Origin of the sequence: Achromobacter sp., assembly GCF_049647645.1 — a bacterium.
Lineage (GTDB): Bacteria > Pseudomonadota > Gammaproteobacteria > Burkholderiales > Burkholderiaceae_B > Achromobacter.
Window position 1 is genome coordinate 23,071 of record NZ_JBARYB010000270.1, and the last position, 24,574, is coordinate 47,644.

At 66.2% G+C, this 24,574-nt stretch carries 25 protein-coding genes; 8 read left to right on the forward strand and 17 right to left on the reverse strand.

The features are described from left to right. Positions 1 to 73: 73 nt before the first annotated feature. From WBB14_RS31040 to cyoA, 5 genes are all read right to left on the reverse strand, one after another. Complete coding sequence (locus WBB14_RS31040) at positions 74 to 853, reverse strand: SURF1 family protein (RefSeq protein ID WP_424243178.1); 780 nt, start codon at positions 851 to 853, stop codon at positions 74 to 76. Further along, positions 853 to 1,257: a cytochrome o ubiquinol oxidase subunit IV gene (gene cyoD / locus WBB14_RS31045; protein WP_424243179.1), complete on the reverse strand. Its 405-nt coding sequence runs from the start codon at positions 1,255 to 1,257 to the stop codon at positions 853 to 855. Before cyoD ends, WBB14_RS31040 begins: the two co-directional genes overlap by 1 nt. Continuing rightward, entirely contained in the window at positions 1,254 to 1,895 is a 642-nt protein-coding gene (gene cyoC, locus WBB14_RS31050; RefSeq protein WP_424243180.1) for a cytochrome o ubiquinol oxidase subunit III, read from the reverse strand. The genes cyoD and cyoC overlap by 4 nt, the downstream gene beginning before the upstream one ends. Then, complete coding sequence (gene cyoB, locus WBB14_RS31055; protein WP_424243181.1) at positions 1,888 to 3,891, reverse strand: cytochrome o ubiquinol oxidase subunit I; 2,004 nt, start codon at positions 3,889 to 3,891, stop codon at positions 1,888 to 1,890. The genes cyoC and cyoB overlap by 8 nt, the downstream gene beginning before the upstream one ends. A gap of 73 nt (positions 3,892 to 3,964) precedes the next feature. Next, the gene (gene cyoA, locus WBB14_RS31060) at positions 3,965 to 5,008 is read right to left on the reverse strand and encodes a ubiquinol oxidase subunit II (protein ID WP_424243182.1); all 1,044 of its coding nucleotides are present in this window, start codon (positions 5,006 to 5,008) and stop codon (positions 3,965 to 3,967) included. Between the two features lie 223 nt (positions 5,009 to 5,231). Here cyoA and WBB14_RS31065 point away from each other — a divergent pair, with 223 nt between their 5' ends. Beyond that, on the forward strand, positions 5,232 to 6,566 hold the full coding sequence (locus tag WBB14_RS31065; RefSeq protein ID WP_424243183.1) for an MFS transporter: 1,335 nt from the start codon (positions 5,232 to 5,234) through the stop codon (positions 6,564 to 6,566). 104 nt (positions 6,567 to 6,670) lie between these two features. On the opposite strand, the gene WBB14_RS31070 is transcribed toward WBB14_RS31065, so the two are convergent. Both WBB14_RS31070 and WBB14_RS31075 read right to left on the reverse strand, forming a co-directional pair. Then, entirely contained in the window at positions 6,671 to 7,714 is a 1,044-nt protein-coding gene (locus tag WBB14_RS31070; RefSeq protein ID WP_424243184.1) for a histone deacetylase family protein, read from the reverse strand. 46 nt (positions 7,715 to 7,760) lie between these two features. Next, positions 7,761 to 8,339, reverse strand: a complete 579-nt coding sequence (locus WBB14_RS31075) for an XAC2610-related protein (RefSeq protein WP_424243185.1) — start codon at positions 8,337 to 8,339, stop codon at positions 7,761 to 7,763. Between the two features lie 145 nt (positions 8,340 to 8,484). Here WBB14_RS31075 and WBB14_RS31080 point away from each other — a divergent pair, with 145 nt between their 5' ends. Beyond that, positions 8,485 to 8,886 carry a hypothetical protein gene (locus WBB14_RS31080; protein ID WP_424243186.1) on the forward strand — a complete coding sequence of 134 codons (402 nt, stop codon included), beginning with the start codon at positions 8,485 to 8,487 and terminating at the stop codon, positions 8,884 to 8,886. A 6-nt stretch (positions 8,887 to 8,892) separates the two neighbouring features. Here WBB14_RS31080 and WBB14_RS31085 read toward each other — a convergent pair whose 3' ends face one another. The 3 genes from WBB14_RS31085 to WBB14_RS31095 all read right to left on the reverse strand — a co-directional run bounded on the left by WBB14_RS31085 (position 8,893) and on the right by WBB14_RS31095 (position 10,948). Next, on the reverse strand, positions 8,893 to 9,519 hold the full coding sequence (locus WBB14_RS31085) for a hypothetical protein (RefSeq protein ID WP_424243187.1): 627 nt from the start codon (positions 9,517 to 9,519) through the stop codon (positions 8,893 to 8,895). A 52-nt stretch (positions 9,520 to 9,571) separates the two neighbouring features. Then, complete coding sequence (locus WBB14_RS31090) at positions 9,572 to 9,970, reverse strand: hypothetical protein (RefSeq protein ID WP_054451706.1); 399 nt, start codon at positions 9,968 to 9,970, stop codon at positions 9,572 to 9,574. 84 nt (positions 9,971 to 10,054) lie between these two features. After that, positions 10,055 to 10,948, reverse strand: coding sequence for a LysR family transcriptional regulator (locus tag WBB14_RS31095; protein ID WP_424243188.1), 894 nt, complete (start codon positions 10,946 to 10,948; stop codon positions 10,055 to 10,057). A gap of 107 nt (positions 10,949 to 11,055) precedes the next feature. On the opposite strand from WBB14_RS31095, the gene WBB14_RS31100 reads away from it, so the two are divergent. Further along, on the forward strand, positions 11,056 to 12,054 hold the full coding sequence (locus WBB14_RS31100) for a TerC family protein (protein WP_424243189.1): 999 nt from the start codon (positions 11,056 to 11,058) through the stop codon (positions 12,052 to 12,054). Positions 12,055 to 12,180: 126 nt separating this feature from the next. Then, the gene (gene tam, locus WBB14_RS31105) at positions 12,181 to 12,954 is read left to right on the forward strand and encodes a trans-aconitate 2-methyltransferase (RefSeq protein ID WP_424243190.1); all 774 of its coding nucleotides are present in this window, start codon (positions 12,181 to 12,183) and stop codon (positions 12,952 to 12,954) included. Here the strand turns inward: tam and WBB14_RS31110 are convergent. The 3 genes from WBB14_RS31110 to WBB14_RS31120 all read right to left on the reverse strand — a co-directional run bounded on the left by WBB14_RS31110 (position 12,926) and on the right by WBB14_RS31120 (position 16,977). Then, positions 12,926 to 14,395: an efflux transporter outer membrane subunit gene (locus WBB14_RS31110; RefSeq protein WP_424243191.1), complete on the reverse strand. Its 1,470-nt coding sequence runs from the start codon at positions 14,393 to 14,395 to the stop codon at positions 12,926 to 12,928. The genes tam and WBB14_RS31110 overlap by 29 nt on opposite strands. Then, complete coding sequence (locus tag WBB14_RS31115) at positions 14,392 to 15,384, reverse strand: HlyD family secretion protein (RefSeq protein ID WP_424243192.1); 993 nt, start codon at positions 15,382 to 15,384, stop codon at positions 14,392 to 14,394. The genes WBB14_RS31110 and WBB14_RS31115 overlap by 4 nt, the downstream gene beginning before the upstream one ends. Before the next feature lie 75 nt (positions 15,385 to 15,459). Beyond that, positions 15,460 to 16,977 (reverse strand): MFS transporter, encoded by a 1,518-nt coding sequence (locus WBB14_RS31120; protein WP_424243193.1) that lies wholly within the window; start codon positions 16,975 to 16,977, stop codon positions 15,460 to 15,462. Positions 16,978 to 17,247: 270 nt separating this feature from the next. Between WBB14_RS31120 and WBB14_RS31125 the strand changes: the two genes are divergently transcribed. Then, the gene (locus tag WBB14_RS31125) at positions 17,248 to 17,625 is read left to right on the forward strand and encodes a DUF4148 domain-containing protein (RefSeq protein ID WP_424243194.1); all 378 of its coding nucleotides are present in this window, start codon (positions 17,248 to 17,250) and stop codon (positions 17,623 to 17,625) included. Here WBB14_RS31125 and WBB14_RS31130 read toward each other — a convergent pair. Then, positions 17,618 to 17,980, reverse strand: a complete 363-nt coding sequence (locus WBB14_RS31130; protein WP_424243195.1) for a helix-turn-helix domain-containing protein — start codon at positions 17,978 to 17,980, stop codon at positions 17,618 to 17,620. The genes WBB14_RS31125 and WBB14_RS31130 overlap by 8 nt on opposite strands. Here WBB14_RS31130 and WBB14_RS31135 point away from each other — a divergent pair. Continuing rightward, on the forward strand, positions 17,942 to 18,433 hold the full coding sequence (locus WBB14_RS31135) for a hypothetical protein (RefSeq protein ID WP_424243196.1): 492 nt from the start codon (positions 17,942 to 17,944) through the stop codon (positions 18,431 to 18,433). The two genes, WBB14_RS31130 and WBB14_RS31135, sit on opposite strands and share 39 nt — an antisense overlap. A gap of 63 nt (positions 18,434 to 18,496) precedes the next feature. Further along, a complete protein-coding gene (locus WBB14_RS31140; RefSeq protein WP_424243197.1) occupies positions 18,497 to 19,783 on the forward strand; it encodes an MFS transporter in 1,287 nt (428 codons plus the stop codon). Here WBB14_RS31140 and WBB14_RS31145 read toward each other — a convergent pair. After that, entirely contained in the window at positions 19,707 to 20,036 is a 330-nt protein-coding gene (locus WBB14_RS31145) for a protealysin inhibitor emfourin (protein ID WP_424243198.1), read from the reverse strand. The genes WBB14_RS31140 and WBB14_RS31145 overlap by 77 nt on opposite strands. Beyond that, entirely contained in the window at positions 20,033 to 21,097 is a 1,065-nt protein-coding gene (locus WBB14_RS31150) for a M4 family metallopeptidase (protein ID WP_424243199.1), read from the reverse strand. The genes WBB14_RS31145 and WBB14_RS31150 overlap by 4 nt, the downstream gene beginning before the upstream one ends. Positions 21,098 to 21,500: 403 nt before the next feature. Between WBB14_RS31150 and WBB14_RS31155 the strand changes: the two genes are divergently transcribed. Beyond that, positions 21,501 to 22,382, forward strand: coding sequence for a prohibitin family protein (locus WBB14_RS31155; RefSeq protein WP_424243207.1), 882 nt, complete (start codon positions 21,501 to 21,503; stop codon positions 22,380 to 22,382). Here the strand turns inward: WBB14_RS31155 and WBB14_RS31160 are convergent. Next, entirely contained in the window at positions 22,375 to 24,480 is a 2,106-nt protein-coding gene (locus tag WBB14_RS31160; RefSeq protein WP_424243200.1) for a PTS sugar transporter subunit IIC/EAL domain-containing protein, read from the reverse strand. The genes WBB14_RS31155 and WBB14_RS31160 overlap by 8 nt on opposite strands. Positions 24,481 to 24,574: the final 94 nt, after the last annotated feature.

Consider the following 24,574-nt stretch of genomic DNA (forward strand, 5'->3'; position numbering starts at 1 on the left):
GAACAGCACGCGAGCCATTAGCCCAGCGCTGTTCCCAGCCCTCATTGTAGGACACCGGCCGTGGCCGGCAGGTTCAGCCCTTGCGCCGCGCCCGCTTTTCCTCGCGCACGAAGATGAATACGCCGACCAGCACCATGGCCGCCAGGGCGTACCAGGTGATGGCGTAGCCCAGGTGGTTGTTGGGGAAGTTCAGCACCGTCAGGCCGCCGACCGGCGCGGTGCGCCCGCTGCCGTCCTTGCCCGTCGCATCGGCGTCGATGAAGTAGGGCGCCACGTCGGTCAGGCCACGCGCCGCGGCGATGGCGGGCAGGTCGCGCGAGTACCAGAGGTTGGTCGCCGGATCGTTGTTGCGCAGGAAACCATGGCCGGGCTCGCCCATGCGCAGCAGGCCCGTGACGCTGGCCTGTTCGGGCGCGGACTGTATGGCGGACTTGCTCTTGCGCCATTCGGGCAGCACGAAGCCACGGTTGACCAACACCGTGCCGCCTTCGGGCAGTTGCAGCGGAGTCATGACCCAGTAGCCGCTGCCCAGTTCGGTTGCGGCCTGCACCAGGGTCTGGCGGTCGTACAGGTAGGTGCCGGTGGCCGTGACCCGGCGGTATTCGGCGTTGTCGGAAGTCAGCGCGGGCCATTCGGCCTTGGCCGGAGCCGGCGCGGGCGCCGCATGGGCGCGCTGCTCGACCTGCGCGATCAGGGTGCGTTTCCAGGCCAGCCGCTGCACCTGCCAGGTGCCCAGGGCGCAGAGCCCCGCGAAAATGGCGACAGCAAGCACCCCCAGGATGACCAGGGTGATCTTGCTGCGCGGATTGCGGGAGGAGGTGTCGCGGGAAGTAGAGTCGTTTACTGCAACCATCAGGGCATTTTCCGCATGTCGTGGGTGGACATGGGCATCATATTGGAGTCGAGGTGATACATGATCCAGATGGATCCGCTGAGCGTGATTACGACCAGCACCAGCGTGAATATTAACGCCAACATGTTCCAGCCGCTTTCGGACTTGGTGTCCATGTGCAGGAAGTAGATGATGTGGACCACGATCTGCACCGCGGCGAAGGCCAGGATCACCAGCGCGGTGGTGCGGGATTCGGGGAACACGCGGTTCATCACCAGCCAGAACGGGATGGCGGTCAGGATGGCCGCCAGCACGAAGCCCGTCATGTAGCTCTTGAAGGTGCCGTGGGCGGCGCCGTCATCGTCGTCGTGGTGGTCGTGGCCGCCGTGGCCGTGATCGGCCGGATGATCCAGGTGCGCGCTCATGGCAGCACTCCCATCAGGTAGACGAAGGTGAACACGCCCACCCAGATCAGGTCCAGGAAGTGCCAGAACATGGACAGGCACATCAGGCGGCGGCGGTTTTCCGGGATCAGTCCATGCATCTGGACCTGGATCATCATCGTCACCAGCCAAACGATGCCGAAGGTGACGTGCAGCCCGTGGGTGCCGACCAGCGTGAAGAAGGACGACAGGAAAGCGCTGCGCTGCGGCCCGGCGCCCTGGTGGATCAGGTGCGCGAATTCGTACAGTTCCAGCGACAGGAAGCCCAGCCCCAGGATGCCGGTCACGGCCAGCCAAAGCTGGGTTGCGCCGACGCGGTTGCGCCGCATCTCCAGCATGGCGAAGCCGTAGGTGATCGACGACAGCAGCAACAGCGCGGTGTTGACCGCCACCAGCGGTAGGTCGAACAGGTCGGCGCCGGATGGACCCGCCGCGTAATTGCGGCCGAGCACGCCGTAGGTGGCGAACAGGCAGGCGAAGATGAGGCAGTCGCTCATCAGGTAGACCCAGAACCCCAGCAGGGTGCCGTTCTTGGGATGGTGTTCGCCCGCGACGTGGAACACGGGCTCCGCCGGCGGCGCGGCGCCGCCGGGCAGGTTGGGGGCGAGGGTATCAGACATTTTTCGCTAGCAACCTTGTGCGGGCGTCTTCAGCGCGCACGACCTCGTCGGCCGGCACGTAGTAGTCGCGCTTGTAGTTGAAGGTATGAATGATGGCCACCAGGATCAGCGCCGCGAACGACAGCACGGTCAGCGGCCACATATGCCAGATCAGCGCGAAGCCCATCACCACGCTGATGCCCGCCAGCACGATGCCCGCCCAGGTGTTCTTGGGCATGTGGATGGGGATGAAGCCCTGCTGCGGCCGCAGGTAGCCGTGCTGCTTCATCTGCCACCACGCGTCCTGGTCATGCACGCGTGGCGTGAAGGCGAAGTTGTAGTTGGGCGGGGGCGACGAGGTCGACCATTCCAGCGTGCGCCCGTCCCAGGGATCGCCGCTGGTGTCGCGCAGCGATTCGCGGCGGCGGTAGCTCACCACCAGTTGGATCAGGAAGCTGGCGATGCCGCAGGCGATCAGCAGCGCGCCGAAGGCCGCCACCTGGAACCAGATCTGCAGCGACATGTCCTCGAAATGGTTTACGCGGCGCGTCACGCCCATCAGCCCCAGCACATACAGCGGCATGAAGGCGACGTAGAAGCCGACCAGCCAGAACCAGAACGAGCACTTGCCCCAGAACGGATCGAGCTTGTAGCCGAAGGCCTTCGGGAACCAGTACGTGATGCCGGCCATCAGCCCGAACAGCACGCCGCCGATGATCACGTTGTGGAAGTGCGCGATCAGGAACAGGCTGTTGTGCAGCACGAAGTCGGCGGGCGGCACGGCCAGCAGCACGCCCGTCATGCCGCCGATCACGAAGGTCACCATGAAGCCCATCGTCCATAGCATGGGGACTTCGAAGCGGATGCGGCCGTGGTACATGGTGAACAGCCAGTTGAAGATCTTGGCCCCGGTCGGGATCGAGATGATCATGGTGGTGATCCCGAAGAACGAGTTCACGCTGGCCCCCGACCCCATGGTGAAGAAGTGGTGCAGCCACACCAGGTACGACAGCACCGTGATCACGACCGTGGCGTAGACCATGGACGCGTAGCCGAAGAGGCGCTTGCTGCAGAAGGTGGAGACCACTTCGGAGAAGATGCCAAAGGCCGGCAGGATCAGGATGTAGACCTCGGGGTGGCCCCAGATCCAGATCAGGTTCACGTACATCATGGCGTTGCCGCCGAAGTCCGCGGTGAAGAAGTTGGTGCCCACGTAGCGGTCCATGGACAGCAACGCCAGCACCGCGGTCAGCACCGGAAAGGCCGCCACGATCAGCACGTTGGTGCACAGCGCGGTCCAGGTGAAGATGGGCATGCGCATCATGGTCATGCCGGGCGCGCGCATCTTGACGATGGTGACCAGCAGGTTCACGCCCGACAGCAATGTGCCTACCCCCGCTATCTGCAAGGCCCATATGTAGTAGTCGACGCCCACGTCGGGACTTTGCATGATGCCCGATAAAGGCGGATACGCCAGCCAGCCGGTGCGCGCGAACTCGCCCACGAAGAGCGACATCATGACCAGGATCACGCCGCCCGTGGTCATCCAGAAGCTGAAGTTGTTCAGGAAGGGAAAGGCCACGTCGCGCGCGCCGATCTGCAAGGGCACGATGTAGTTCATCAGCCCCGTGACCAGCGGCATGGCCACGAAGAAGATCATGATCACGCCGTGCGCGGTGAAGATCTGGTCGTAGTGGTGCGGCGGCAGGTAGCCCGTCGAATCGCCGAAGGCCACCGCCTGCTGCAGGCGCATCATGATGGCGTCGGCGAAGCCGCGCAGCAGCATCACGACGCCCAGGATGACGTACATGATGCCGATCTTCTTGTGGTCGATGCTGGTGAACCACTCGCGCCACAGGTAGCCCCATTTGCCATAGTAGGTGATGGCGCCCAGCACCGCGATGCCGCCTATGGCCACGGCGATGAAGGTGGCGAGCAGGATCGGTTCATGGTAGGGAATGGCTTCCCAGGTCAACTTACCGAAGATCAGCTTGGTGAGGTCTGGTTGGTCAGGCATCTCGATTCCAGCAAAAAGACCGCAATTTCACGAAGCCCTTGCATCATCCGGATCGCCGTGCGCCAGCGATCCGCTACAGGACCAATCCTTCGGTGGCCGTGCACATTGCGCCCACGTACTTGCGCGGCGGCGTGCCGGTCAGTCCCAGGCGCTCCCGCGTTTCCGCGTCCAGGGTCGTGACGTTGAGCGCTCCGGGTATGCCCATGCCGCCCTGCGCGTCGATGGCCATCGCGTCGCGCATGCACATGCGGTTGGGTTCCACGCAGCGATTGACGATCGCTTCGAACAGGCCGGGCGCGCTGGATGCATAGAGCTGCACCGGATTGCGTTCGCTCGGCTGCTCAAGCTTCAGGTAGGCGTGGCGGCTGAGCGCGGCGTCGGACGCGCGCGCGCTCGCCACCCACTTTTCGAAGCCTTGCTGGTCTACCCCATGGAACTTGAAGCGCATGCCGGAGAAGCCCGAGCCGCTGTAGTTGGCGGAAATGCCTTCATATTCGCCGGGGTGGTTGATCACGGCGTGCAAGGTGGTCTGCATGCCGGGCATGGCGTAGATCTGGCCCGCCAGCGCGGGCACGAAGAAGGAGTTCATCACCGTGGACGAGGTGATGCGGAACTGGATGGGGCGGTCCACCGGGGCCGCCATTTCGTTCACCGCCGCGATGCCTTGCTCGGGATAGATGAACAGCCATTTCCAGTCCAGCGCCACGACTTCGACCACCAGCGGCTTGGTGCCGGCCGGCACTTCGCGGCCTTCGGACAGGCGCGCGAGCGGGCGGTAGGGATCCAGCTGGTGCGTGCTGACCCAGGTAAGCGCGCCCAGCGCAATGATGATAAGCAGCGGCGCCGCCCAGATCAGAAGCTCCAGCATGGTGGAGTGGTTCCAGTCGGGCTCGTAGTGCGCTTCCTTGTTGCTTGCGCGATAGCGCCAGGCGAACAGGAACGTCAGGAAGATCACCGGCACGATGATCAGCAGCATCAAGCCGGTCGAAATGATGATCAGGTTGCGCTGCTGCAATGCTATGTCGCCCGACGGCGAGAGCAGGACCGCATTGCATCCGGCGAGCAATGGCAGAGCGGCAATCAGGACCAATCCGCGGAACCTTGGGAAGGACGGCATGACCATACCCCGAAACGTAACCGTGGGAAGTAAACGCAACACTACGCTGGAAGCCGCGAAAAATCTAGGGTAAAAAGAACAAAAATGTGCAAGGCGACGCGCGCGGATCAGGGCTGCATTCCAGCAACGGGGCGGCTCTGCGCGATATGGGTTCCGGGCGCGCTGAGGTGTTGCAGGATCGTAGATCAGGCGTATTCCGAACCTCCTTTCAGCGAGCATTCACATGGCGACCAGCACGCAATATCCCGGTCATGCTCCTACGTTTCCCGCGCCCGGCGCGGCCGGTGGCGCAGGCAGCCACGCCAAGGTGGCGCCGGGTGAAATCGCCGTCGGCGTGGTGGTGGGACGCGCCTCCGAATACTTCGATTTCTTCGTCTTCGGCATCGCCTGCGTGCTGGTATTCCCGCAGGTCTTCTTTCCTTTCGAACCGCGGCTGGAAGGCACCCTCTGGTCCTTCGTCATCTTCTCGTTCGCGTTCATCATGCGGCCTATCGGCACTGCGCTATCAATGGCGGCGCAGCGGCGCTGGGGACGCGCAACCAAACTGACCATTGCCTTGTTTCTATTGGGCACCGCCACGGTGGGCATGGCCTTCCTGCCGGGCTACAACGTCATCGGCGCGCACGCGATCACATTGCTGGCGGTGTTCCGTTGCCTGCAAGGCCTGGCGCTGGGCGGTTCATGGGATGGGCTGCCGTCGCTGCTGGCCTTGAATGCGCCGCCCAATCGCCGCGGTTGGTATTCGATGCTGGGCCAGCTGGGTGCGCCCGTGGGCTTCATGGTGGCCAGCGCGTTGTTCCTGTTCCTGCACGTGACGCTGACCGAAGCCGATTTCCTGGAATGGGGCTGGCGCTATCCCTTCTTCGTGGCGTTCGCGATCAACGTGGTGGCGCTGTTCGCGCGGTTGCGGCTGGTCGTGACCGAGGAATACACGCAACTGCTGGAAGAGGGCGAGCTCGAACCCATCAGCATCACGCAGATGGTGCGCGAGCAAGGCTACAACCTGTTCATCGGCGCGTTCGCGGCGCTGGCCAGCTATGCCTTGTTCCATTTGGTCACGGTGTTTCCGCTGTCGTGGATCGCGGTCAGCGCCACCCAGCAGATCCAGGACGTGCTGATCGTGCAGATCATAGGCGCGGTACTGGGCATTCTGGGTACCGTCGCGTCGGGCTGGCTGGCCGACCGCATCGGACGGCGCACCACGCTGGGCCTGTTGGCCGTGCTGATCGCCGTGTTTGCGCTGTTCACGCCCTGGCTGCTGGGTGGCGGCCCGAAGGCGCAGGACGCGTTCATCCTGGTGGGCTTCGCGTTGCTGGGGCTGTCCTACGGCCAGGCCTCGGGCACCGTTACCGCAAACTTCACGCGCCGCTTCCGCTACACGGGCGCGGCGCTGACTTCCGACATGGCCTGGCTGATCGGCGCGGCATTCGCGCCGCTGGTCGCGCTGGGCCTGTCGGCGCGCTTCGGACTGGTGGCGGTCAGCATCTACCTGCTGTCCGGTGCGGCCTGCACGCTGTTGGCGCTGCGCATCAACAAGGTGCTGGAAACGCGGGATTGATGCGACAGGAACGTTGAAGGCAACGCCTGGAGCGCATCACGCATCGCGCGAGGATGCGGCGATCCGGGCGTCGATCGAACGGCAAGTTTCCGGCGCGCGGCCGCTCAGCCGGCGTAGCCTTCCAGGACGTTGGCGACGTTGATGCCCACGTCCGCCACGGCATAGCCGCCTTCCATCGTGAACACTGCCGGCAGGCCCAGGCCGGCCAGCAGGCGGCCCACATGCAGGTAGTCGGCGCTCTTGAGCTGGAACTTGGAGATGGGATCGCCTTCATAAGTGTCCACGCCCAGCGCGATCACGACTGCGTCCGCATTGAAGGCGCGCACCGCGGCCAGCCCTTGTTCCAGCGCCTGGGTCCAGGCGGCGAAGCCGGTGCCTGCGGGCAGCGGCAGGTTCAGGTTGGCGCCCAATCCCGCGCCAGCGCCGCGCTCGTCGGCGTAGCCCAGGTAGAAGGGGTACTCGGTGGTCGGATCGCCATGCACCGACACGGTCAGCACGTCGGCGCGCTCGTAGAAGATGCTCTGCGTGCCATTGCCGTGGTGGTAGTCCACGTCCAGGATGGCGACGCGCTCGGCGCCAGCTTCGCGCAGGGCTTGCGCCGCCAGCGCCGCGTTGTTGATGAAGCAATAGCCGCCGAAGAAATCCGGCCCTGCATGGTGGCCTGGGGGGCGTGTGAGCGCCATGGCGGCGCGCGGACCGCTCGCCGCGGATACGGCGCGAGCGGCGTCGATGGCGCAGGCGGCGCCGGCGGTGGCGGCTTCCCAGGTGCCGGCGGTCAGCGGGCAGCCGCTGTCAAACGAGAACAGGCCGACCCGTGCGGCGAAGTTGGTGGGTTCGATGTCGTGGCGGAAGCCGCGCACGGGCCAGATCGAGGGCAGGATGTCCAACCCCGCATTGTCTGGATCCAGCGCGACCCAATCGCGCCACGCGCTGGCCAGGAAATCCACGTAGCGCGGAGTGTGCACGCGCTTGACCAGATCCAGGTCTGCGGCCGACGGCGCGCGCAATTCTCCGATGCTGCGGTGACGCAGCGCTTCCAGCACGAACTCCAGGCGCGCCGGGGTTTCGTGACAGGGCACCAGCTTGCCGCGGAACATTTCCTGTCGGCCAGCATGTTTTTCATGGACAGGGTTGTGGAAAATCAGCACGGCGGGGGTGTCCTCGGACGTAGGAGCCAGGAAGGCGGAAGCGCAACTATAGCGGCCGCGGCACGCATTTTCCGGCCCGGGATCCGGGGTGCGGGACACGCCGCTCCGTTTCGCCTTCGCGCCGCGTCCAGGAAATGGCCTGCGCCGAGCCGTCCGGGCACACCCGGTATTCCTCGAAGCCATAGGTGTCGGCGCTGTAGCGGCACGCCACGGAGAAGACGGGCTTGCCTGCGTCGAATACGGGGTTGACGAAGCCGCGGCAGGGACTGGCCGCGGCATCGGGATGCGGCACTTCGAGAAAGCGTCCATCCTGCGGGCGGTACAGGAATATGCGCGAAATGGCTTGTGTGCCGCCGCCGGTCTGGCCGATGACGAAGTCGCGGTAGCCGTCATGGTCCACGTCCACGTCCTGGAACTGGTCGACTTCCTCGTCGCCGCCGATGATCGCGATTTCCTGAGCGGTCCCATCGCCCACACGCGCGCTCAAGCGCTGCTCCGACAGTTCGCCAATTGTCACCACGGCGGACAGGCCGGGGCGGATCGAATAGGGGTAATCGCGCGCGGCGGCGTTCTGGCTCAGCGCGGACAGCGCGGCCAGCGCCGCCACGGACAGGAATGCTCTCATGGGGCGCCCTCCGCGCCGTCGACTCGGTGAGGCATTATGCCGCAGCGGCTTGCGGGGAAACGAGGGTTTGCCGCCCGGCGTTGGGCGCGGGATCCTGGGTAGAATTCCAAGATACGCAAGATTGCCGCGACGCGCTCCGCCTGCCATGAATTTTCCGTTTCCCATCCGTCAAGAATGTCCGCCGGGCGCATGCGTGTGCGACCGCGACCGGCTGCTGGCCGATCCCGCCGCGGACATCCGCGTGCTGCGGCTGACCAAGGAAGAAGAGAAACGCCTGGTGGCGCGGCTGGAGAACATCTCCAGCCTGGAGGACCTGCGCGCCATGCAGGGGCGCATCCAGGCGCAATTGGGCATCGTGATCCTCATCACGCCCAGCGAAAACGAGGTGCGCACTTCGCGCGGGATTGCGATCCAGCTGGAGGACCAGCTCGGCTTGTGCCGCAAGACGCGCACGGCGATCCCCGCCGCCATCCGCCGCGGCTTCGACAACCGGCCCGAGATCGTCTATGCGCTGCTGAACGAGCGCGACCTGCTCAGCGGCACCTGAGCGTGTTCAGGACTTCTTCGCCCCTTCGGCGGCGCACGGCGCAAGCGGCACCACGTCGGCAGGCGCGCGTCCGGCGTCCGGCCGCGTCGCATCCCGCTTCTTGCCCAGGGTGACCGGGTAGATCAGCAGCACCGCGCTGCCGGCTTCCAGCTTGGGATCCTGCTTGGTGCCGTAGGCCACCGTCCAGCCGCGCACAGCCAGGGGGGCCAGCGTGTACTGCAAGGCCGAGCCGGGCGAGACGTGCGCCACCTTGCCGGCAAACAGGTCCTGCTGATGCGTTTCGGCGCCGTTGGCGCTGACATAGGTGGCGATGCTGACCAGAGCCGCGCCATTGCCCGGACGGCCCAGCACCGCGGTCTTGTACTTGCCGGGAGGGATGTCGGTCAGGTTGACGGTGAGCGGTCCGGCCGCATTCCCGCTGGCATCCAGGCTGACGCCGTTGACCTCGGCGCGGGCCAGGGGCGCGGTGCCGGTGTTGCGCACGCGCACGCTGTATTCCCCGGAAGTCCCCGTGACCGTGCAGACCTCGACGCCGTAGGCGGCGCGCGCAGGATGCGCCTGCGCTGTCGTGGCGGCCGTGGCCAGCAGGGCCGCCAGGAACAGCTTGGGAACAGGGGAATGGACGATGGGCACGGCACGCTCCTATGAGGAGGCAGCGCGCCGGGTTGCCGCGTTGCCTGCCTTATTACACCACTTGACGGCCGGGCGCCGCGGCTTGCTCGCGCTTGCCGGCCAGCCAGTGGAGGATCAGTGCCAGTACCAGCAAGCCCACGATGATGAAGCCCCAGAAGATCCAGGCCAGCACCGAGATCAGCGTGCCGAGGCTGCCGGCGAAGGGCAGCATCTGGTTCAGGCCCTGCGCGGCCCAGACCAGGCCGCCCTGCAGCGTCTGCAGCCAGGCGGGGTCGACCCAGGCGGCGGCCCAGGCGGGCGGGACCCATTGCGACGTGTCCAGCGCCGTGCCGGGCACCTGGGTCGTGGCGATGGTCGACAGGACCCAGTTGGTCAGCTGCAGCGTCAGCGCAACCAGCCCGGTCCAGAGTGCGGCAAGCACGGCGAAGGCGAGCCAGATGATCTTTTTCATTGAGGTGGTACTCCGATATTTCAAAAGAGGGTCCACGATAAGGCGGATTCTATTTCTGAAAAACCAGCGTGGTTGTGACAAACATTAAGAAAAAACCGAAGTCTTTGCCTTGGCGAGGACGATCTGGACCAGCGGATGGTGCTGTCCGCGGCGGTTGCGGATGGCGTGGATTTCCTCGTGCACGTCGTCGCAGCGGGCCAGGGGACGCAAGCCCCGCAGCACGCCGATGTCGCCGCCGCCCAGGCGGCTGAGCGGAAATACCCCCAGGCCGCGGGCCGCGAAAACCGACATCAGGGCGCTGTCCTCGAATTCTCCCACCACATTGGGATAAATGCCTTGTTCGGCGAACCAGCGGTCCAGCGTCTGGCGCAGCACGGAATGGCCGGTGGGCAGCAGCACCGGCAGGCGCTCCAGGCAGCGCGGGAAGTCCTGCGTGTCGGCCTTGCGCACCAGCTTGGCGGGGCCGTACCAGTCCACCGGCGACGACACCAGGCGGTCGCTGGTGAGGCGCAGGTTGGGGTTGGCGGGCGCTCCTTGGCCGGCCAGCACCAGGTCCAAGTGGTGCTGGGCCAGTTCGCCCAGCAGTTCCTCGACCTCGCCCTCGTGGCAGGTCAGGCGCAGGTCCGGGGTGTGCAGCACCGGACCCAGCAAAGCCTGCGCGGCCAGCTTGGAAATGCCGTCGGACAGACCCACGGAAAGCCGCATGACGGGCTTGGTGGCCGCCGCGCGGACTTCCTGGGGCAGCACTTGGCCGATCTGGAAGATCTCTTCGGCGCGGGCGAAGGCGGCTTCGCCCGCGTCGGTCAACGCCACGCCGCGCCCGGCCGGCTTGAGCAGTTGATGGCCCAGGTTTTTTTCAAGTTCGCGCACTTGCGCGCTGATGGTCTGGATGGCCATGTCCAGCCTTTCGGCGGCGCGGGAAAACCCGCCTTCCTTGGCGACCATCCAGAAGTAGTACAGGTGTCGGTAATTGAGCATGGCAGGAATCACTTCGGTTTTTTCGAACCTTAACTCACTTTCAGGCTGATTTCTCCATTCGCCCGGGATCCGGATCATGAGCCCCTTCGAACACAAGCGGGAACATCATGGACACCTTGCTCACCTTACTCTCCGCCGATTTCTTCGGCACACCGGCCTGGAGCTGGCTGCTATTCATCGGCATCGTGGTCGCCTTGCTGGCCTTTGACCTGGGCGTGCTGCACAAGGAAGACCGCGAGATCGGCGTGCGCGAGAGCCTGCTGCTGTCCGCCGGCTACATCAGCGCGGCGCTGCTGTTCGGCGCCTGGGTCTGGTGGCAGATGGGTTCCACTAGCGGCATGGCCTACTACACGGGCTTCATGATCGAGAAGTCGCTGTCGATGGACAACGTCTTCGTGATCGCGCTGATCTTCAGTTTCTTCGCGATTCCGCGTCAGTACCAGCACCGTGTGTTGTTCTGGGGCATCCTGGGCGTGATCGTGCTGCGCGCCATCATGATAGGCCTGGGCGCGGCTTTGGTCAGCAACTTCGGCTGGCTGCTGTACGTCTTCGGCGCCTTCCTGGTGTTCACCGGGATCAAGATGTGGATGATTGCGGACCAGACGCCCGATATCGCGTCCAACCCCATCCTGAAATTCCTGAAGCGCCGCATGCGCGTCACGGAAGGGCTGCGCGGCAACGCGTTCTGGGTGATGGAGACGGATCCCGCCACCTCGAAGAAGGTGCGCTGGGCCACGCCGCTGCTGCTGGCGCTGGTGCTGATCGAGTTCGTGGACCTGTTGTTCGCGGTGGACTCGGTGCCGGCGATCTTCGCCATCACCACCGATCCGTTCATCGTCTACACCAGCAACATTTTCGCCATCCTGGGCCTGCGTGCGCTGTACTTTGCGCTGGCCGCGATGATCCACCGCTTCCATTACCTGAAGTACGCGCTGGCCCTGGTCCTGGTCTTCATTGGCACCAAGATCTTCCTGGTCGGCTTCATCGGCAAGGTGCCGGCGGTTGTGTCGCTGTCGGTGACCTTTGGCCTGATCGCAGGCGGCGTGTTGTTCTCGCTGTGGAAAACCCGCTCGGACGCTGCCAAGCAGGAACTCGCGGCGGAGTAAGCCCCGCGGTCTGACGCAAGCCGCCCGCCATATCCGATGGATATGGCGGGCGCATTTTTTGGGATTTGTCGCGCCTTTGCGGTGGGCGTAGAGTGCTGGACAGTCCAAATGCCGCAAGGAACCGTCATGACCAGCTGGTCCGCCAAACAGTATTCCGCCTTTGAAAACGAGCGCACCCGTCCGGTGCGGGACCTGGTTGCCGCCTTGCCCAACCAGGACGTGAAGCGCGCGGTGGACCTGGGCTGCGGCCCGGGCAACTCTACCGAGGTGCTGGCCAGCCGCTATCCCGGCGCCGAGGTCAGCGGCATGGACAGCTCGGAGGACATGCTCCAGTCGGCGAGAAAGCGCCTGCCAGGGATGCAGTTCGAACTGGCCGATATCGCCACGTGGGATCCGCCCGGGACCTACGACGTGATCCTGGCGAACGCCGCGCTGCAATGGGTGCCCGACCACGCGACGCTCTATCCCCGCCTGGTCGGCAAGCTGGCCCCAGGCGGCAGCCTGGCGGTGCAGACGCCGGACAACCTGGAGGAGCAGGCCCACCGGCTGGCGCGCCAGGTGGCCGGCGAGGCGCCCTGGGCCGCCGCCATCGGCGGCTTCAAGCATCCGCCGCGCCACAGCGCGTCCTGGTACTACGAACTGCTCAAGCCGCATTGCGGCCTGCTGGACGTGTGGCGCACGACTTACCACCATCCGCTGGCGGGCGCGGCAGCTGTCGTGGAGTGGTTCAAGGGCACGGCCTTGCGGCCCTACCTGGACCGGTTGGACGCGGCCGGGCAGGCCAGTTTCCTGGCCCGCTACCAAGCCCTGATCGAAGAGGCCTATCCTGCGATGGCCGACGGCACCGTGTTGCTGCCGTTCCCGAGGCTCTTCATTGTGGCGGGGCCGAAGCAGGGCTAACCGCCGCGACTGGCGGCTCCCAGCCGCCGCCCAGCGAACGGTACAGCTCCACCAGCACCAGCGATACCGAGGCCTGGGTCGATACGCGGGCCTGGTCGCTGGCCAGCACTGCGTTCTGTGCGCTGAGCACATTCACGAAGTCCGACGCGCCCGCGGCATATTGGCGCTGCGCCTTGAGCAGCGCCTGGCGGGCGCTCCCGGAGGCGCGCTCCAGGCTGACGCGGGTGCGCTGCTGCGCCTGATAGGCGATCATGGCGTTGTCGACCTCGTGCCAGGCATTCAGCACGGTCTTTTGATACAGCAGCGCCGCCTCCTGAGCCTGCGACTCGCGCAGCCGCAGGCGGCCTCGCAGCCGGCCGCCCTGGAAGATGGGGATCTGCAGCGCGGGCCCCACACCGAAGATGCCGGCATGATCCGTGTCGAGATCCCGCAGCTGCAACGCCTGCAGGCCGAGATTGCCGGACAGCGTGATGCGCGGATAGAAATCGCCTTCGGCCACGCCGATGGCGGCGACGGCCGCATGCAGATTGGCTTGCGCGCGGCGGATGTCTGGCCTGCGCTCGGCCAGTTCGCTGGGTAGTCCGACGGGAACCTGCAGCGGGCCGCCCGGTATCGGCCCGATGGCGGCCAGGCGTTCCTGCAACGCGCCGGGCGGCTGCTCCAGCAGCAGCGCCAGGGCATTCATCAATTGGTCGATGCGCAGCGCCAGCGGCGGCACCGCGGCTTCGATGGCGGCGGCCTGCGCATCGGCTTGCGACACGTCCAGTTCGGTGGCCACGCCTTCGCGCTGGCGCAAGCGGGTCAACGCCAGGTTGCGCTCGGCATTGGCGAGCGTCTTGCGCAGCACGTCCAACTGGTTCTGCGCGCCGCGCAACAGGATGTAGTTGCGTGCCGTTTCCGCGCGGATGGCCAGCACCACGCCGCGCTGCGCCTCCAGCGCCGCCTGCGACTGCGCGCCGGCCTGCTCGACTTCGCGCCGCACGCGGCCCCACAGGTCCAGTTCCCAGCTGGCGTCCACGCCCGCCTGCCACAGGTTGAATGAGGATTCGCCGCCGCGCCCAGACGGGTCGGACAGGCCAACCTCGCTGTTCTGGCCGCGCTTGTAGCTTGCGCCTGCGCCGATTCCGGGCAGGCCGTCGGCCTCGGCCACGCGCAAGGCCGCGCGGCTTTGCAGCAGGCGCTCGTGGGCGATGCGTATGTCCAGGTTGGTCTCGGCCGCTTCGGCGACCAGGGCGCTCAGGGTGGCATCGCCGAAGCTGTCCCACCAGAATGTGTTCACGTCTTGCGGGACCGGGACGCTGTTCCCGGCGGAAGCCTCGGGCATGCGCCATTGCGCGGGCAATTGCGGCTGGGGAGCCTGAAAGTCGGGCCCCACGGCGCAGCCTCCCAATGCGGAAAGAAGGCAGGCCAGCGCGGCATGGGCAAAGAGGCGCGGGGTCATTGCTTGGACTCCTCTGCCGCCCCGGTATCGACCACGGCTTCGACGGACATGCCGGCGCGCAGCGGCGGCGCGTCGTCGGCCGGCGCGTCCAGCACGATCTTGACGGGCAGGCGCTGCGCCACCTTGGTGAAGTTGCCCGTGGCATTGCTCGGCGCCACCGGCGCAAAGCTCAGGCCTGTCGCCGGCGCGATGCTCTGGACGCGGCCGCGCAGCGGCGTATCCGGATAGGCATCGACCGTGATGATGGCAGGCTGGCCGGGCCGCATGCGGGTCAACTGCTTTTCGCGGAAGTTCGCCACCACATAGGCCTGCTGCAGCGGCACCACCGCGAGAATGGGCGTGCCGGGGCTGACGTAGGCGCCGACGCGCAGCGAGCGCCTGCCGACGATGCCCTCGATCGGGGAGACGACCTGGGTATGCGACAGATTGAGGTCCGCGCGGTCTTTCAGCGCCTGCGCGCGGAGCAGCCCAGCCTGCGCGGCCTCGCGGTTGGCTTCCAGCACTTCGCGCTGCTTGCGCGCGGCCTGCAAGGTGGCCGTGTGCTCGGCCTGGCGCGCCTGCGCCATGTCCAGCCGGCTGCGGGCCTGTTCATAGGCCTGCTGCGTGCCGGCGCCCTCGCTGGCCAGCCTGCGGTGGCGCTGAGCTTCGCTTTCGGCATAGCGAATGTCCGCCAGGTCGGCGCGCGTGACGGCGACGGCCTGGTCGATTATGGCCTGCTGGCGATCCAGGGTTGCCGACGCATCCGACAAGCGCGCGCTGGCGACCGTCAGATCGGCGCTTGCGGCCGCCAGCGCAGCCTGATGGTCGCGATCGTCGATGCGGGCGAGCAGTTGGCCTTGCTTGACGGCCTGGTTGTCTTCGACCAACACGGCGTCGATGAAGCCGGATACCTGCGGCGCGACGATGGTGTGATCGGCGACGATGGTGGCGTCATCGGTGGATTCGGTCGCGCCGGTGGCAGACCATGACCAGCCTGCGTAGGCCAGCAAGACCAGGGCGCCGAGGGCGCCAGCGCGGGGAAGAGGGGAACGTAAAAGGGAGAAAGGCATGATATGGACTCGATTTCAGGCCGCGGCGCGCGGAGGGTAGATCCGGGTCGCGACGAAGGGGATCAACAGGATGAGCAGCACGGCCACCGCGGCCATGCACAGATAGAGATCGGCGGAGGTCAGCACGGCGGCTTGCTGCTGGATGTGGCGGGAAAGCGCAGCGGCGCTTTCGCCGGCCGTGCTCAGCGGGAAGTTGCCCAACTGGTCGGCTAGCATGCTGGAGTGGTAATTGCGGCGCGACGTGGTCAGGGCGTCCAGCAGGCCAGTGGCGGCCACCGCGGCGAATCCCTTGATGGTGTTGAACCAGGCCGAAGCCCAGGGACCGTCTTGCGGCGTCAGGCCTCCCGTGGCCAGCATCAGCAGCGGGATCACGGCCATGGGCTGGGCGAAGATCTGCACGGCTTCCAGCAGGTAGAACTGCTCGCGCGACCAGACCGGCGTCAGTTGCGATCCCAGCAGGCAGGACAGCGCCAACAGTCCGAGTCCGCCAGCCAGCACCCAGCGGCAATCCACCTGGCGCAAATTGCACAGTGCGGCGACCAGCGGCAGCGCGATCAGTTGCGGCAGGCCCATGGTCAGCAGCACCGGCGCCGTTTCCAGCGGGCGGTAGCCGCGCAATTGAGCCAGGAACGTCGACGGAATCAGGATCACGCCCAACAGCACGATCAACACGCCGCCCAGCGTCAGCAAGGCATGGCTCAGGTTGCGGTGGCGCAGGAGCTGGATCTTGAAGAACGGCAAGGGGTGGGACCATTCGTTGATCATGAACAGCACCATCAATACGCCGCCGCCGCCCAGCAGCGCCGAGATCAGCGGCGAGTTCAGCCAATCCAGCCGGTCGCCCTGCAACAGGCCGATGACCAGCATCGACAGCGCCGGCGCGCCCAGCAGCAGGCCGCGCCAGTCGAACAGGCGCAGCCGTTCGAGCTTGAGCGGATCCTGGGGCAGGCCGCGCCAGACGGCCCAGGCGGCGAGCGCCGCGGGGCCGACGATCAGCCAGAAGGCCCAGCGCCAGCCCAGCGCCTCGGTGCAGAAGGCGGCCAGCGGTATGCCCAGGCTGGGCGCGAAGGTGGCGGTGAGGGCGTAGCCGCCCAGTCCGTAGAGCTTGATGCCCGGCGGCAGGAAACGCAGCGCCACCGTCATGAGCATGGGCGGCAGCGCGCCGCCCGCGAGGCCTTGCAGGGTGCGCAGGAACAGCAGCACGGGCAGGTTGGGCGCGAACGGGCAGAGCGCGCCGAATAGCGCGAAAGCGGCCAGCGCCGCGACCGTGAAGCGGCGCAATGAAAACGTGACCGAGCACCATGGCGCGAACGCCATGGCGCATACCGAGGCCGCGGCGTAGACGGCCACGAACCAGGTGCCCTGGTCGTAGCCGATGCCCAGAGCGCCACGGATATCCGGCAGCGCCATCTTGGTCACGTTTTCGTTGAGCCCGGCGAGGATCACCGCCAGCAGCACGCCTAGCAATCCGGTCAGGATGCGCCAGCCGAAGGCCGCCGCGGCGGGCGGAGCGGGGGGAGTGGCGGCCGTCATGATCGTGGGCCGCTCCTGCCCGGGGATGAGGAAGACAACATGGAATAGCGTCCTTGGATAACAGGAGCCATTCAGTCTAGGTAGATGCAGGAGGCGGAAAAACCATTCCTGGATCAACCCACCCTTGCATGGGATGCAAGGGTGCGCGTGCCGCGGCGCCGGCGTGCCGAAAGGTTTGCGTGGGGCACAACCTTGGATTGCACCGCGCGGGATTTATCCCGGCGGGCCGGCGAACGAATAATGCAGCACTCGTTAACCGCAGAGGATTTCATGCATACATTCCGACTCTCAGCACTGGCGCTGATCATGGCCTTCGTTGGCGCCGCCGCGCATGCCGAAGGCAAGACCCGTGAACAGGTGCGCGCCGAATTGATGGAAGCGAAGGCCGCCGGCCTGGTGACTTACGGCGAACAGCAATATCCGGTGGATCTGCCTCATGTCAGCACCAAGACCCGCCAGCAGGTGCGCGAGGAACTCGACGCCGCGCGCGCGGCGGGACTGGTGACGTACGGCGAACAGGACTATCCGCCCGCGCTGCCAACCCAATCGGACAAGACCCGCGACCAGACGGTCGCGGAGCTGCGCGAGGCGCGCATGCGCGGCCTGATGAAATCGGGCGAACTGGACTACCCGCCCGCGGTCAATTGATGCCGTCCGCCTTGTCCGCGAAATAGCGGGCAGGCGTCTTGCCCAAGGTCTTGCGGAACATGGTGATGAAGGCGCTGACGGACTCGTAGCCCAGGTCTTCCGCCGTGCGCTGCACCGAGACGCCAGCGGACAGGCGCTGCAAGGCCTGGATGATGTGCATCTGCTGGCGCCAGCGGCCAAAGCTCATGCCGAGCTCTTGCCGGATCAACCGCGCCAGCGTGCGCTCGCTCATGGCGACGCGGCTGCCCCATTGCGCCACCGTGCTGCGGTCGGCGGGATCGGCGTGCAGGGCGTCGGCGATTTCGCGCAGGCGCGGATGTTCGGATATCGGCAGGTGCAATTGCTCGGCCGGCATGCGCGCCAGTTGATCGACCAGCACCTCGGCCAGCTTGCGGTTGGCGGCTGTTGCCGTTTCCTCCGGGGGCAGGTCGGCCAGATAGGCCACCAGCTCGCGCACCAGCGGCGAGATGGCCAGCGTGCGGCACTGTCCTGGCAGGCCCGGCGCGTCCGGCGGCACGAACAGGAAGCACACGCGGCCGTTCTGCGTGACGCGGTTGCTGTGCGGCACGCCGCCAGGAATCCAGACGCCGCATTGCGGCGGCACCATCCACAGGCCCTGCGGCACCGAGCAGGTCACGCCGCCTTGCAGGGACAGCACCAGCTGGCCCATGGCATGCCGGTGCGGCGGCGATTCCTGGTCGTTCTCGTCCGCGTGCACACGCATGGCATAGGTCCATTGCGCGTCCATGTCGGGATTGAAGAACGGGGCGGGGTCGTCCAGGCGGTGCATTGGATGTGCTTTGGCTGAATTTAGGGATAATTTGTCATTATCTCGAAATTCGGCGATAACGGCGATGCTTAAGCTGTAGGCATGAATTCGCATCCCCTTACTTCCAAACACCCCGCTGGCAATCCCCTGCTGCTGATCGCGGGCATACTTTGCATGTCCATGGCGCTGCGCGCGCCCATTACCGGCGTGCCGCCGCTGACAGGCATGCTGCGCGAGCAGTTGGGGCTGAGCTCCACGGCCGCGGGCATGCTGATTACCTTGCCCTTGCTGGCTTTTGCGGTGGTGTCGCTGCTTGCCGCGGGCATGGCGCGCCGCCACGGCCTGGAGCGCAGCTTGTTTGCCGCCATGCTGCTTATCGCGGGCGGCATCGTCGTACGCACGCTGGGGCCGGCCTGGAGCCTGTTCCTGGGCACCGCTGTCATCGGGTCCGGCATCGCCATCGGCAATGTGCTGCTGCCCAGCCTGCTGAAGCGCGATTTTCCGCAGCAGCTCGCAAGCCTGACCTCGGCTTACGTGCTGACCATGAGCCTGGCCGCGGGTCTGGCGTCCGCCGTCGCCATACCGCTGGCCAACTTGTCCGGCGCGACTTGGCGTTTTTCCACCGGCTGCCTGCTGCTGTTGCCGCTGGCCGGCGCCCTGTTGTGGCTGCCGCAATTGGCCAATCACACCGCGCCCGCCGCATCCACGGCGCATGCGCCGCATGGCGCCCGCTTGTGGCGTTCTGCGCTGGCGTGGCAGGTGACGCTGTTCCTGGGTATCAATTCCTTCGTGTTCTACGTGGGCGTGAGCTGGCTGCCGGCCATCCTGCGCGACGCCGGCTATACGCCTGAGCGCGCCGGCGCGTTGCATGGCCTGCTGCAACTCATGTCGGCGGTGCCTGCGCTGTTCCTGGCCCCCGTGGTGCGGCGCCTGAAGGACCAGCGCGGCGCCGCGTTCTTCTCGGCCGCGGCCTCGTTCGTCGCGTTTGCCGGCCTGATCGCCGCGCCTGGCTGGGCGACGCTGTGGATCGTCTTGATGGGGCTGGGCACGGGCGGCGGCATCATCCTGGGCCTGGCATTCGTGGGCTTGCGCGCCAGCCATGCGCAGCAGGCGGCGGCGCTGTCGGGCATGGCGCAATGCGTCGGATACCTGTTCGCCGCTACTGGGCCAGCCTTGGTGGGCACGCTGCACGACGTGCAAGGCGACTGGGCCGTGGCGCTGGGCCTGTGCGCCGCCTTGTGCCTGGCGATGGCGGCCACCGGCCTCTATGCGGGGCGCGCCATCCAGATCGGGCAATACCGAGACGCTGCGCTCAAGCCTGTCCGGCCCGGCTTTTCCACAAGCGCACCAGCGTCTCGGGCGCGTCGGTCTCCGGCACGTCGAAGCTGATGTCCGCCACGTCGCCGCCTTCGTATATGACCTCCACGTGGAAATAGCGCTGGTCGCCGCCGGCTTCGGCGCCGCGCGGGACGGCGACCGGAGCGGAGCGTTGCAGGGCGTCGCAGACTTCCTGCCGCAGGTCCGGCGGGCAGGTGACCAGGTCGATGCTGCGCGGTTGCGCCAGCGCGGGCACATAGGCCAGTCCGCCTTCGCGGGTCAGACGTACCAGCATGGCGAGGTCCAGGGGAGGTAGTTCGATCATGTCTGGACTCCCACGCCGGCCCAGGCCCGGGCGACGGCATCGCGCACTGTCGCGTCGTGGCGTTCCGCCGCCACCGCCAGCGTCAGTTTCGCGAACTGCGCGAAGTCGGCATCATGCCGCAGGCGCTTGTCGCACAGCGTGTCGTACCAGACGCGGCCCGCGCCGGCCCAGGCGGGGCCTTGCAGCGCGGTGGCCGCCAGATAGAAGGCGCGGTTGGGAATGCCGGAGTTGATGTGCACGCCGCCGTTGTCGTTGGGCGTGTCCACGTAATCGCGCATGTGGGCGGGCTGCGGGTCCTTGCCCAGCAGGGGATCGTCATAGGCGCTGCCAGGCTCGGCCATGGAGCGCAGCGCGCGGGCGCGGATCTTGGGCATGAACAGCCCGGCGCCCACCAGCCAATCGGCCTGGCGCGCGTCCTGTCCCAGGGTGTACTGCTTGACCAGCGCGCCGAACACGTCGCACAGGGATTCGTTCAGCGCGCCGGACTGGCTCTGGTACAGCAGGGCGGCCTCGGCATCGATCACGCCATGCGTGAGTTCGTGGCCGATGATGTCCACCGCGATCGTGAAGCGGTTGAATACCTCGCCGTCGCCATCGCCGAACACCATTTGCGCGCCATTCCAGAAGGCGTTGTCGTAGTCTTCGCCGTAATGCACGGTGCCGACCAGGGGCAGTCCCTGGCCGTCTATGGAGTGGCGCTCGTAGATGTTCCAGAACAGCTTGTAGGTCGAACCGAGGTGTTCATAGGCCTCATCCACGGCCACGTCGCCGCTGGCGCGGGCGCCCTCGGCGCGTACCAGCTTGCCGGGCAGGGTAGTGGTGTTGGCGGCATCGTGCACAGCGCGTTGGGGCGTGCCGGCGGGCGCTGCCTTCTTGGGACGGGCGGGCTTGGCGCGTGGCGGCTGCACCGCCATTTCGCGCAGGCTGCGCTGCTGCTGGTCAATGATCAGCGTCTTGACCGCGGGCATGCTGACCCGCGTGTCGGCGTGCTGCGCCAGCCGATCCAGCATGTAGGGGGGGATCACACCGATCAACGGCGCGGACTCGGAAGGACGTGGCATGCGCGGTCTCCGTCATGGGCGCCGGGCCAGGGCCGCGGCGCGAGGCGATTCAACGGTAGCAGATAGGCCTGGCGCAGGGACGTAACAGTGTGCGGCCTGATGCTAGAAACGTTACGCGCCAGCCCGGCGTCTGCGCCGGTTGTCCGCGGTGAGCGTGCCACAGGCGCGCTCGCGGCCGTCGGCCCCTGGTGTCGCAACAATCGCCACAATTCATTTGGCCCGCCACTCGCGATAGAATCCCCTGCTTATTTTCCGGGGGGAAACGCACGATGAGGTATTTCCTGATCTTGGTTGGGGCGGCGGTGGTCGCCTATTTGCTGGCGCGCGGCATCGCCGCCGTGCTCTCGGACCGTAAACGTTCAAAATCAGAAAGGGATTCGAAGTGAAGCCGACAGACATTCAGATGGTCAAGACGATAGGCGCTGTAAAACCGCGCGGTATCAAGATCGCGCTAATCACCGCGGTGTTGTTCCTGTTGATCCTGTTCCTGGCTTTCGACTCCTGGTTCCAGGTCGATCAGGGCGAGCGCGGCGTGGTGCTGCGCAACGGCAAGCTGGTGCGCGTGTCGGAACCAGGCCTGGATTTCAAGACGCCGTTCATCGACAACGTCATGACGGTGTCGGTGCGCGACCACACGTTCGTGTTTGAAAAGCTGGAAGCCTACAGCTATGACCAGCAGCCGGCGACGCTGCGAGTGTCGGTGACCTACCGCGTGCCGCCCGAGCACGTGGCCGAGCTGTATTCGGAGTACGGCACCATCAGCAATCTGCAGATGCGCGTGCTCGAGCGCAAGACGCCGGATTCGGTGAAGAACGTGTTCGGTCAGTACACCGCGGTGCGCGCCATCCAGGAACGCCAGAAGCTGGGCCAGGACGTGAACACGGCCGTACTCAAGACGATGGAAGGCGCGCCGGTGCAGGTGGTGGGCGTGCAGATCGAGGAAGTCGGCTTCTCGCAGGCCTATGAACACTCGATCGAACAGCGCATGCTGGCGCAGGTGCAGATCGAGACTACTCGCCAGCAAAAGGAAACGGCGATGATCACGGCCGAGATCCAGGTGGTCAAGGCCAAGGCGGAAGCCGACGCGCGCCGCCAGCAGTTCACGGCCGAGGCCGACGGCATCCGCATGCGCGGCGACGCCGAAGCGGCGGCGATCCGCGCCAAGGCCGAGGCCCTGGCCGCCAATACCAATCTGGTGAGCCTGAACGCGGTGGAAAAGTGGGACGGCGTGCTGCCGGCGACGCAGGTTCCGGGCTCGGCGCTGCCGTTCATCGGCATCAAGTAGGCGCGGCGGGCGAGGGTTGCGCAGGCGCCGGCGGCGCAGCCTGGCGCCGGCGCGCGTAGTCCATGAGGCTGTCGCCCGGCAATGCCTTGCTGTAGTACCACCCCTGCACGATGATTTCGGCGGGGGATGCCAGCGCTTTCAGCTGCTGGTCCGTTTCCACGCCTTCCACCACGATCTGCAGGTTCAGCGCTTCGCAAAAGCGCAGCAGGCCGTTCAGGACCAGCGCGCCCTTGTCGCTGTCTTGCGCCACGACGAAGCTGCGGTCGATCTTGACCGCGTCGATCTTGAACTGGTGCAGATAGCTCAAAGCCGAATAACCGGTGCCGAAGTCGTCGATGTAGACCCGCGCGCCTATCTCGTGCAGGCGGTCGAAGGCGGTGTGCAACGCCTGCGTATCTTCAACCAGCGCGTCTTCGGTCAGCTCCACCGAGATCTGCCCGCCGGCCTGGGCGAGCACCTTGATCAATCTCTCCAAGTGGTCGCCAGACGTCAGCGTGCCGGCCGTGACGTTGATGGTCATCGGCAAGGCGAAGTCGCGCTTGCGCCATTGCAGGCATTGCTGCACGGCCTGTCTGGCCACCCAAAGATCCACCTCCCGCATTAGATCCGCCTGCGCGAGCCAGCGCAGGAACTCCACTGGCGTCTGCCGCGTGCCGTCGGGGCCAGTGGCGCGCAACAGGGCTTCGCAGCCGGTGCACAGGCCGCTGCGCAATGACACCTGCGGCTGGAATTCCAGGTGGAAATCGTATTGGCTGATGGCGCGGATGCGGGTGTTTTCGGCGTTGCGGCGCGCGCGGTCGGCGTAGGTCTGCACCACGGGATCGTGCGCATACAGCAGCGATTCTTCCTGCAGCCGGGTGAAGGTGGTGTCCAGCGATTTGAAGTAGACGGTGGCGCTTTCCTGGCGCTGCCGTTCCAGTGCGACCACATAGGGCGCGTACAGGCACACGCCGATCGCCACCAGCGCGAGCTGCAGCGCCACCCCGCCCAGATGGCCGCCAGCGGCGATATAGGCGTTGAACAGCACTGGCGAAGTCAGGGGCAGGGTCGTCGTCGCGGAGGGCAGCCAGCCCAGTTGCACCACGGCCAGCGCGAGGACGACGTTGGTCACCGGCGCCAGGATGAATGGCACCAGCAGGCGCGGATTCAGGATCAGGGGCAGCCCGAACAGCAGGATTTCGTTCACGTTCAGGAGCGCCACCGGCAGGCTGGCCAGCGCCAGCACGCGCAACGATTCGCTGCGCGCGAACAGCAGCATGGCCACCACCAGCGACAGCGTCGCGCCCGCGCCGCCGATGAAGACGAAGGCGCCCAGCAGCGTGCTGTTCAAGGCATACATGCCTTCGTAGCCGGCGGACTGGCTGGCGGAGTTCAGCATGGCCGCCTGGTCCATCACGCTCATCAGGGGAGTAAGGGCATGGTAGCCGTGTATGCCGAAGAACCACAGCAGGGAATTCAGTCCCGCCATCAGCGCGCCCGAGGTGAACGGGCTGTCCAGCGAGGCCAGGCCCAGGGGGATGTTGAATTGCGCCACGGCGGGGATCTGCAGCGCGGCGGACAGCGCCAGCACGACCAGGCCGGCCGTCAGCAGGCCGGGCACGACCATGTTCAGCGTGTCGCGGACGTTTTCAGCGATCACCCCGTCCGGCGCCAACTGCGTCCAGCGGCGGCGGTGCAGCCACGCCATCAATGGCACGGTCAGCAAGGGCGAAACAATGGCGATGAAAAGCACCAAGGTAGCGGCCGCCTGGGGATAGGGCGCCATCAGGCCTTCGGCGATCATTACGTAGGACAGGCACAGGAACGCGGTGGGCAGATGCGGCACGCGGTGGCGGAACGACAGCATGTAGCCGATGGAGGTGCCGGCCAGGATCGGCATGATGTCCGACAGCTTGCCGTGGACGCCGGTGAGCAGGTCCACCACGGACGCGGGCAGGTCGAGTTGGCGGGCGACGACGGACAGCACCAGGAACAGCGCCGTGATCAGCAGGCAGGGCAGGGTCCAGAGCAGGCCTTCGCGTATGGCGCGCAAGGCGCTTGCGCCCGCCAGCGCGGCCAGCCGATCTTTTGGATAACGTATCAGGGCCGGTTTTGGCATGGCGGTTCGCCCTAGAGTCCGTGCAAGCGAAGATCCCCGCTCCCGTGTTTGTAAGAATACTTTGCTACATCCTAGCCTCGGTTTTCCCTGTTTA

Bases quoted from the DNA above. Each gene is read 5' to 3' on its own strand.
- WBB14_RS31040 (WP_424243178.1), bottom strand. From the start codon at position 853: ATGGTTGCAGTAAACGACTCTACTTCCCGCGACACCTCCTCCCGCAAT.
- cyoD (WP_424243179.1), bottom strand. From the start codon at position 1,257: ATGAGCGCGCACCTGGATCATCCGGCCGATCACGGCCACGGCGGCCAC.
- cyoC (WP_424243180.1), bottom strand. From the start codon at position 1,895: ATGTCTGATACCCTCGCCCCCAACCTGCCCGGCGGCGCCGCGCCGCCG.
- cyoB (WP_424243181.1), bottom strand. From the start codon at position 3,891: ATGCCTGACCAACCAGACCTCACCAAGCTGATCTTCGGTAAGTTGACC.
- cyoA (WP_424243182.1), bottom strand. From the start codon at position 5,008: ATGCCGTCCTTCCCAAGGTTCCGCGGATTGGTCCTGATTGCCGCTCTG.
- WBB14_RS31065 (WP_424243183.1), top strand. From the start codon at position 5,232: ATGGCGACCAGCACGCAATATCCCGGTCATGCTCCTACGTTTCCCGCG.
- WBB14_RS31075 (WP_424243185.1), bottom strand. From the start codon at position 8,339: ATGAGAGCATTCCTGTCCGTGGCGGCGCTGGCCGCGCTGTCCGCGCTG.
- WBB14_RS31080 (WP_424243186.1), top strand. From the start codon at position 8,485: ATGAATTTTCCGTTTCCCATCCGTCAAGAATGTCCGCCGGGCGCATGC.
- WBB14_RS31090 (WP_054451706.1), bottom strand. From the start codon at position 9,970: ATGAAAAAGATCATCTGGCTCGCCTTCGCCGTGCTTGCCGCACTCTGG.
- WBB14_RS31095 (WP_424243188.1), bottom strand. From the start codon at position 10,948: ATGCTCAATTACCGACACCTGTACTACTTCTGGATGGTCGCCAAGGAA.
- WBB14_RS31100 (WP_424243189.1), top strand. From the start codon at position 11,056: ATGGACACCTTGCTCACCTTACTCTCCGCCGATTTCTTCGGCACACCG.
- tam (WP_424243190.1), top strand. From the start codon at position 12,181: ATGACCAGCTGGTCCGCCAAACAGTATTCCGCCTTTGAAAACGAGCGC.
- WBB14_RS31110 (WP_424243191.1), bottom strand. From the start codon at position 14,395: ATGACCCCGCGCCTCTTTGCCCATGCCGCGCTGGCCTGCCTTCTTTCC.
- WBB14_RS31120 (WP_424243193.1), bottom strand. From the start codon at position 16,977: ATGACGGCCGCCACTCCCCCCGCTCCGCCCGCCGCGGCGGCCTTCGGC.
- WBB14_RS31125 (WP_424243194.1), top strand. From the start codon at position 17,248: ATGCATACATTCCGACTCTCAGCACTGGCGCTGATCATGGCCTTCGTT.
- WBB14_RS31135 (WP_424243196.1), top strand. From the start codon at position 17,942: ATGTTCGGATATCGGCAGGTGCAATTGCTCGGCCGGCATGCGCGCCAG.
- WBB14_RS31130 (WP_424243195.1), bottom strand. From the start codon at position 17,980: ATGCCGGCCGAGCAATTGCACCTGCCGATATCCGAACATCCGCGCCTG.
- WBB14_RS31140 (WP_424243197.1), top strand. From the start codon at position 18,497: ATGAATTCGCATCCCCTTACTTCCAAACACCCCGCTGGCAATCCCCTG.
- WBB14_RS31145 (WP_424243198.1), bottom strand. From the start codon at position 20,036: ATGATCGAACTACCTCCCCTGGACCTCGCCATGCTGGTACGTCTGACC.
- WBB14_RS31150 (WP_424243199.1), bottom strand. From the start codon at position 21,097: ATGCCACGTCCTTCCGAGTCCGCGCCGTTGATCGGTGTGATCCCCCCC.
- WBB14_RS31155 (WP_424243207.1), top strand. From the start codon at position 21,501: ATGGTCAAGACGATAGGCGCTGTAAAACCGCGCGGTATCAAGATCGCG.
- WBB14_RS31160 (WP_424243200.1), bottom strand. From the start codon at position 24,480: ATGCCAAAACCGGCCCTGATACGTTATCCAAAAGATCGGCTGGCCGCG.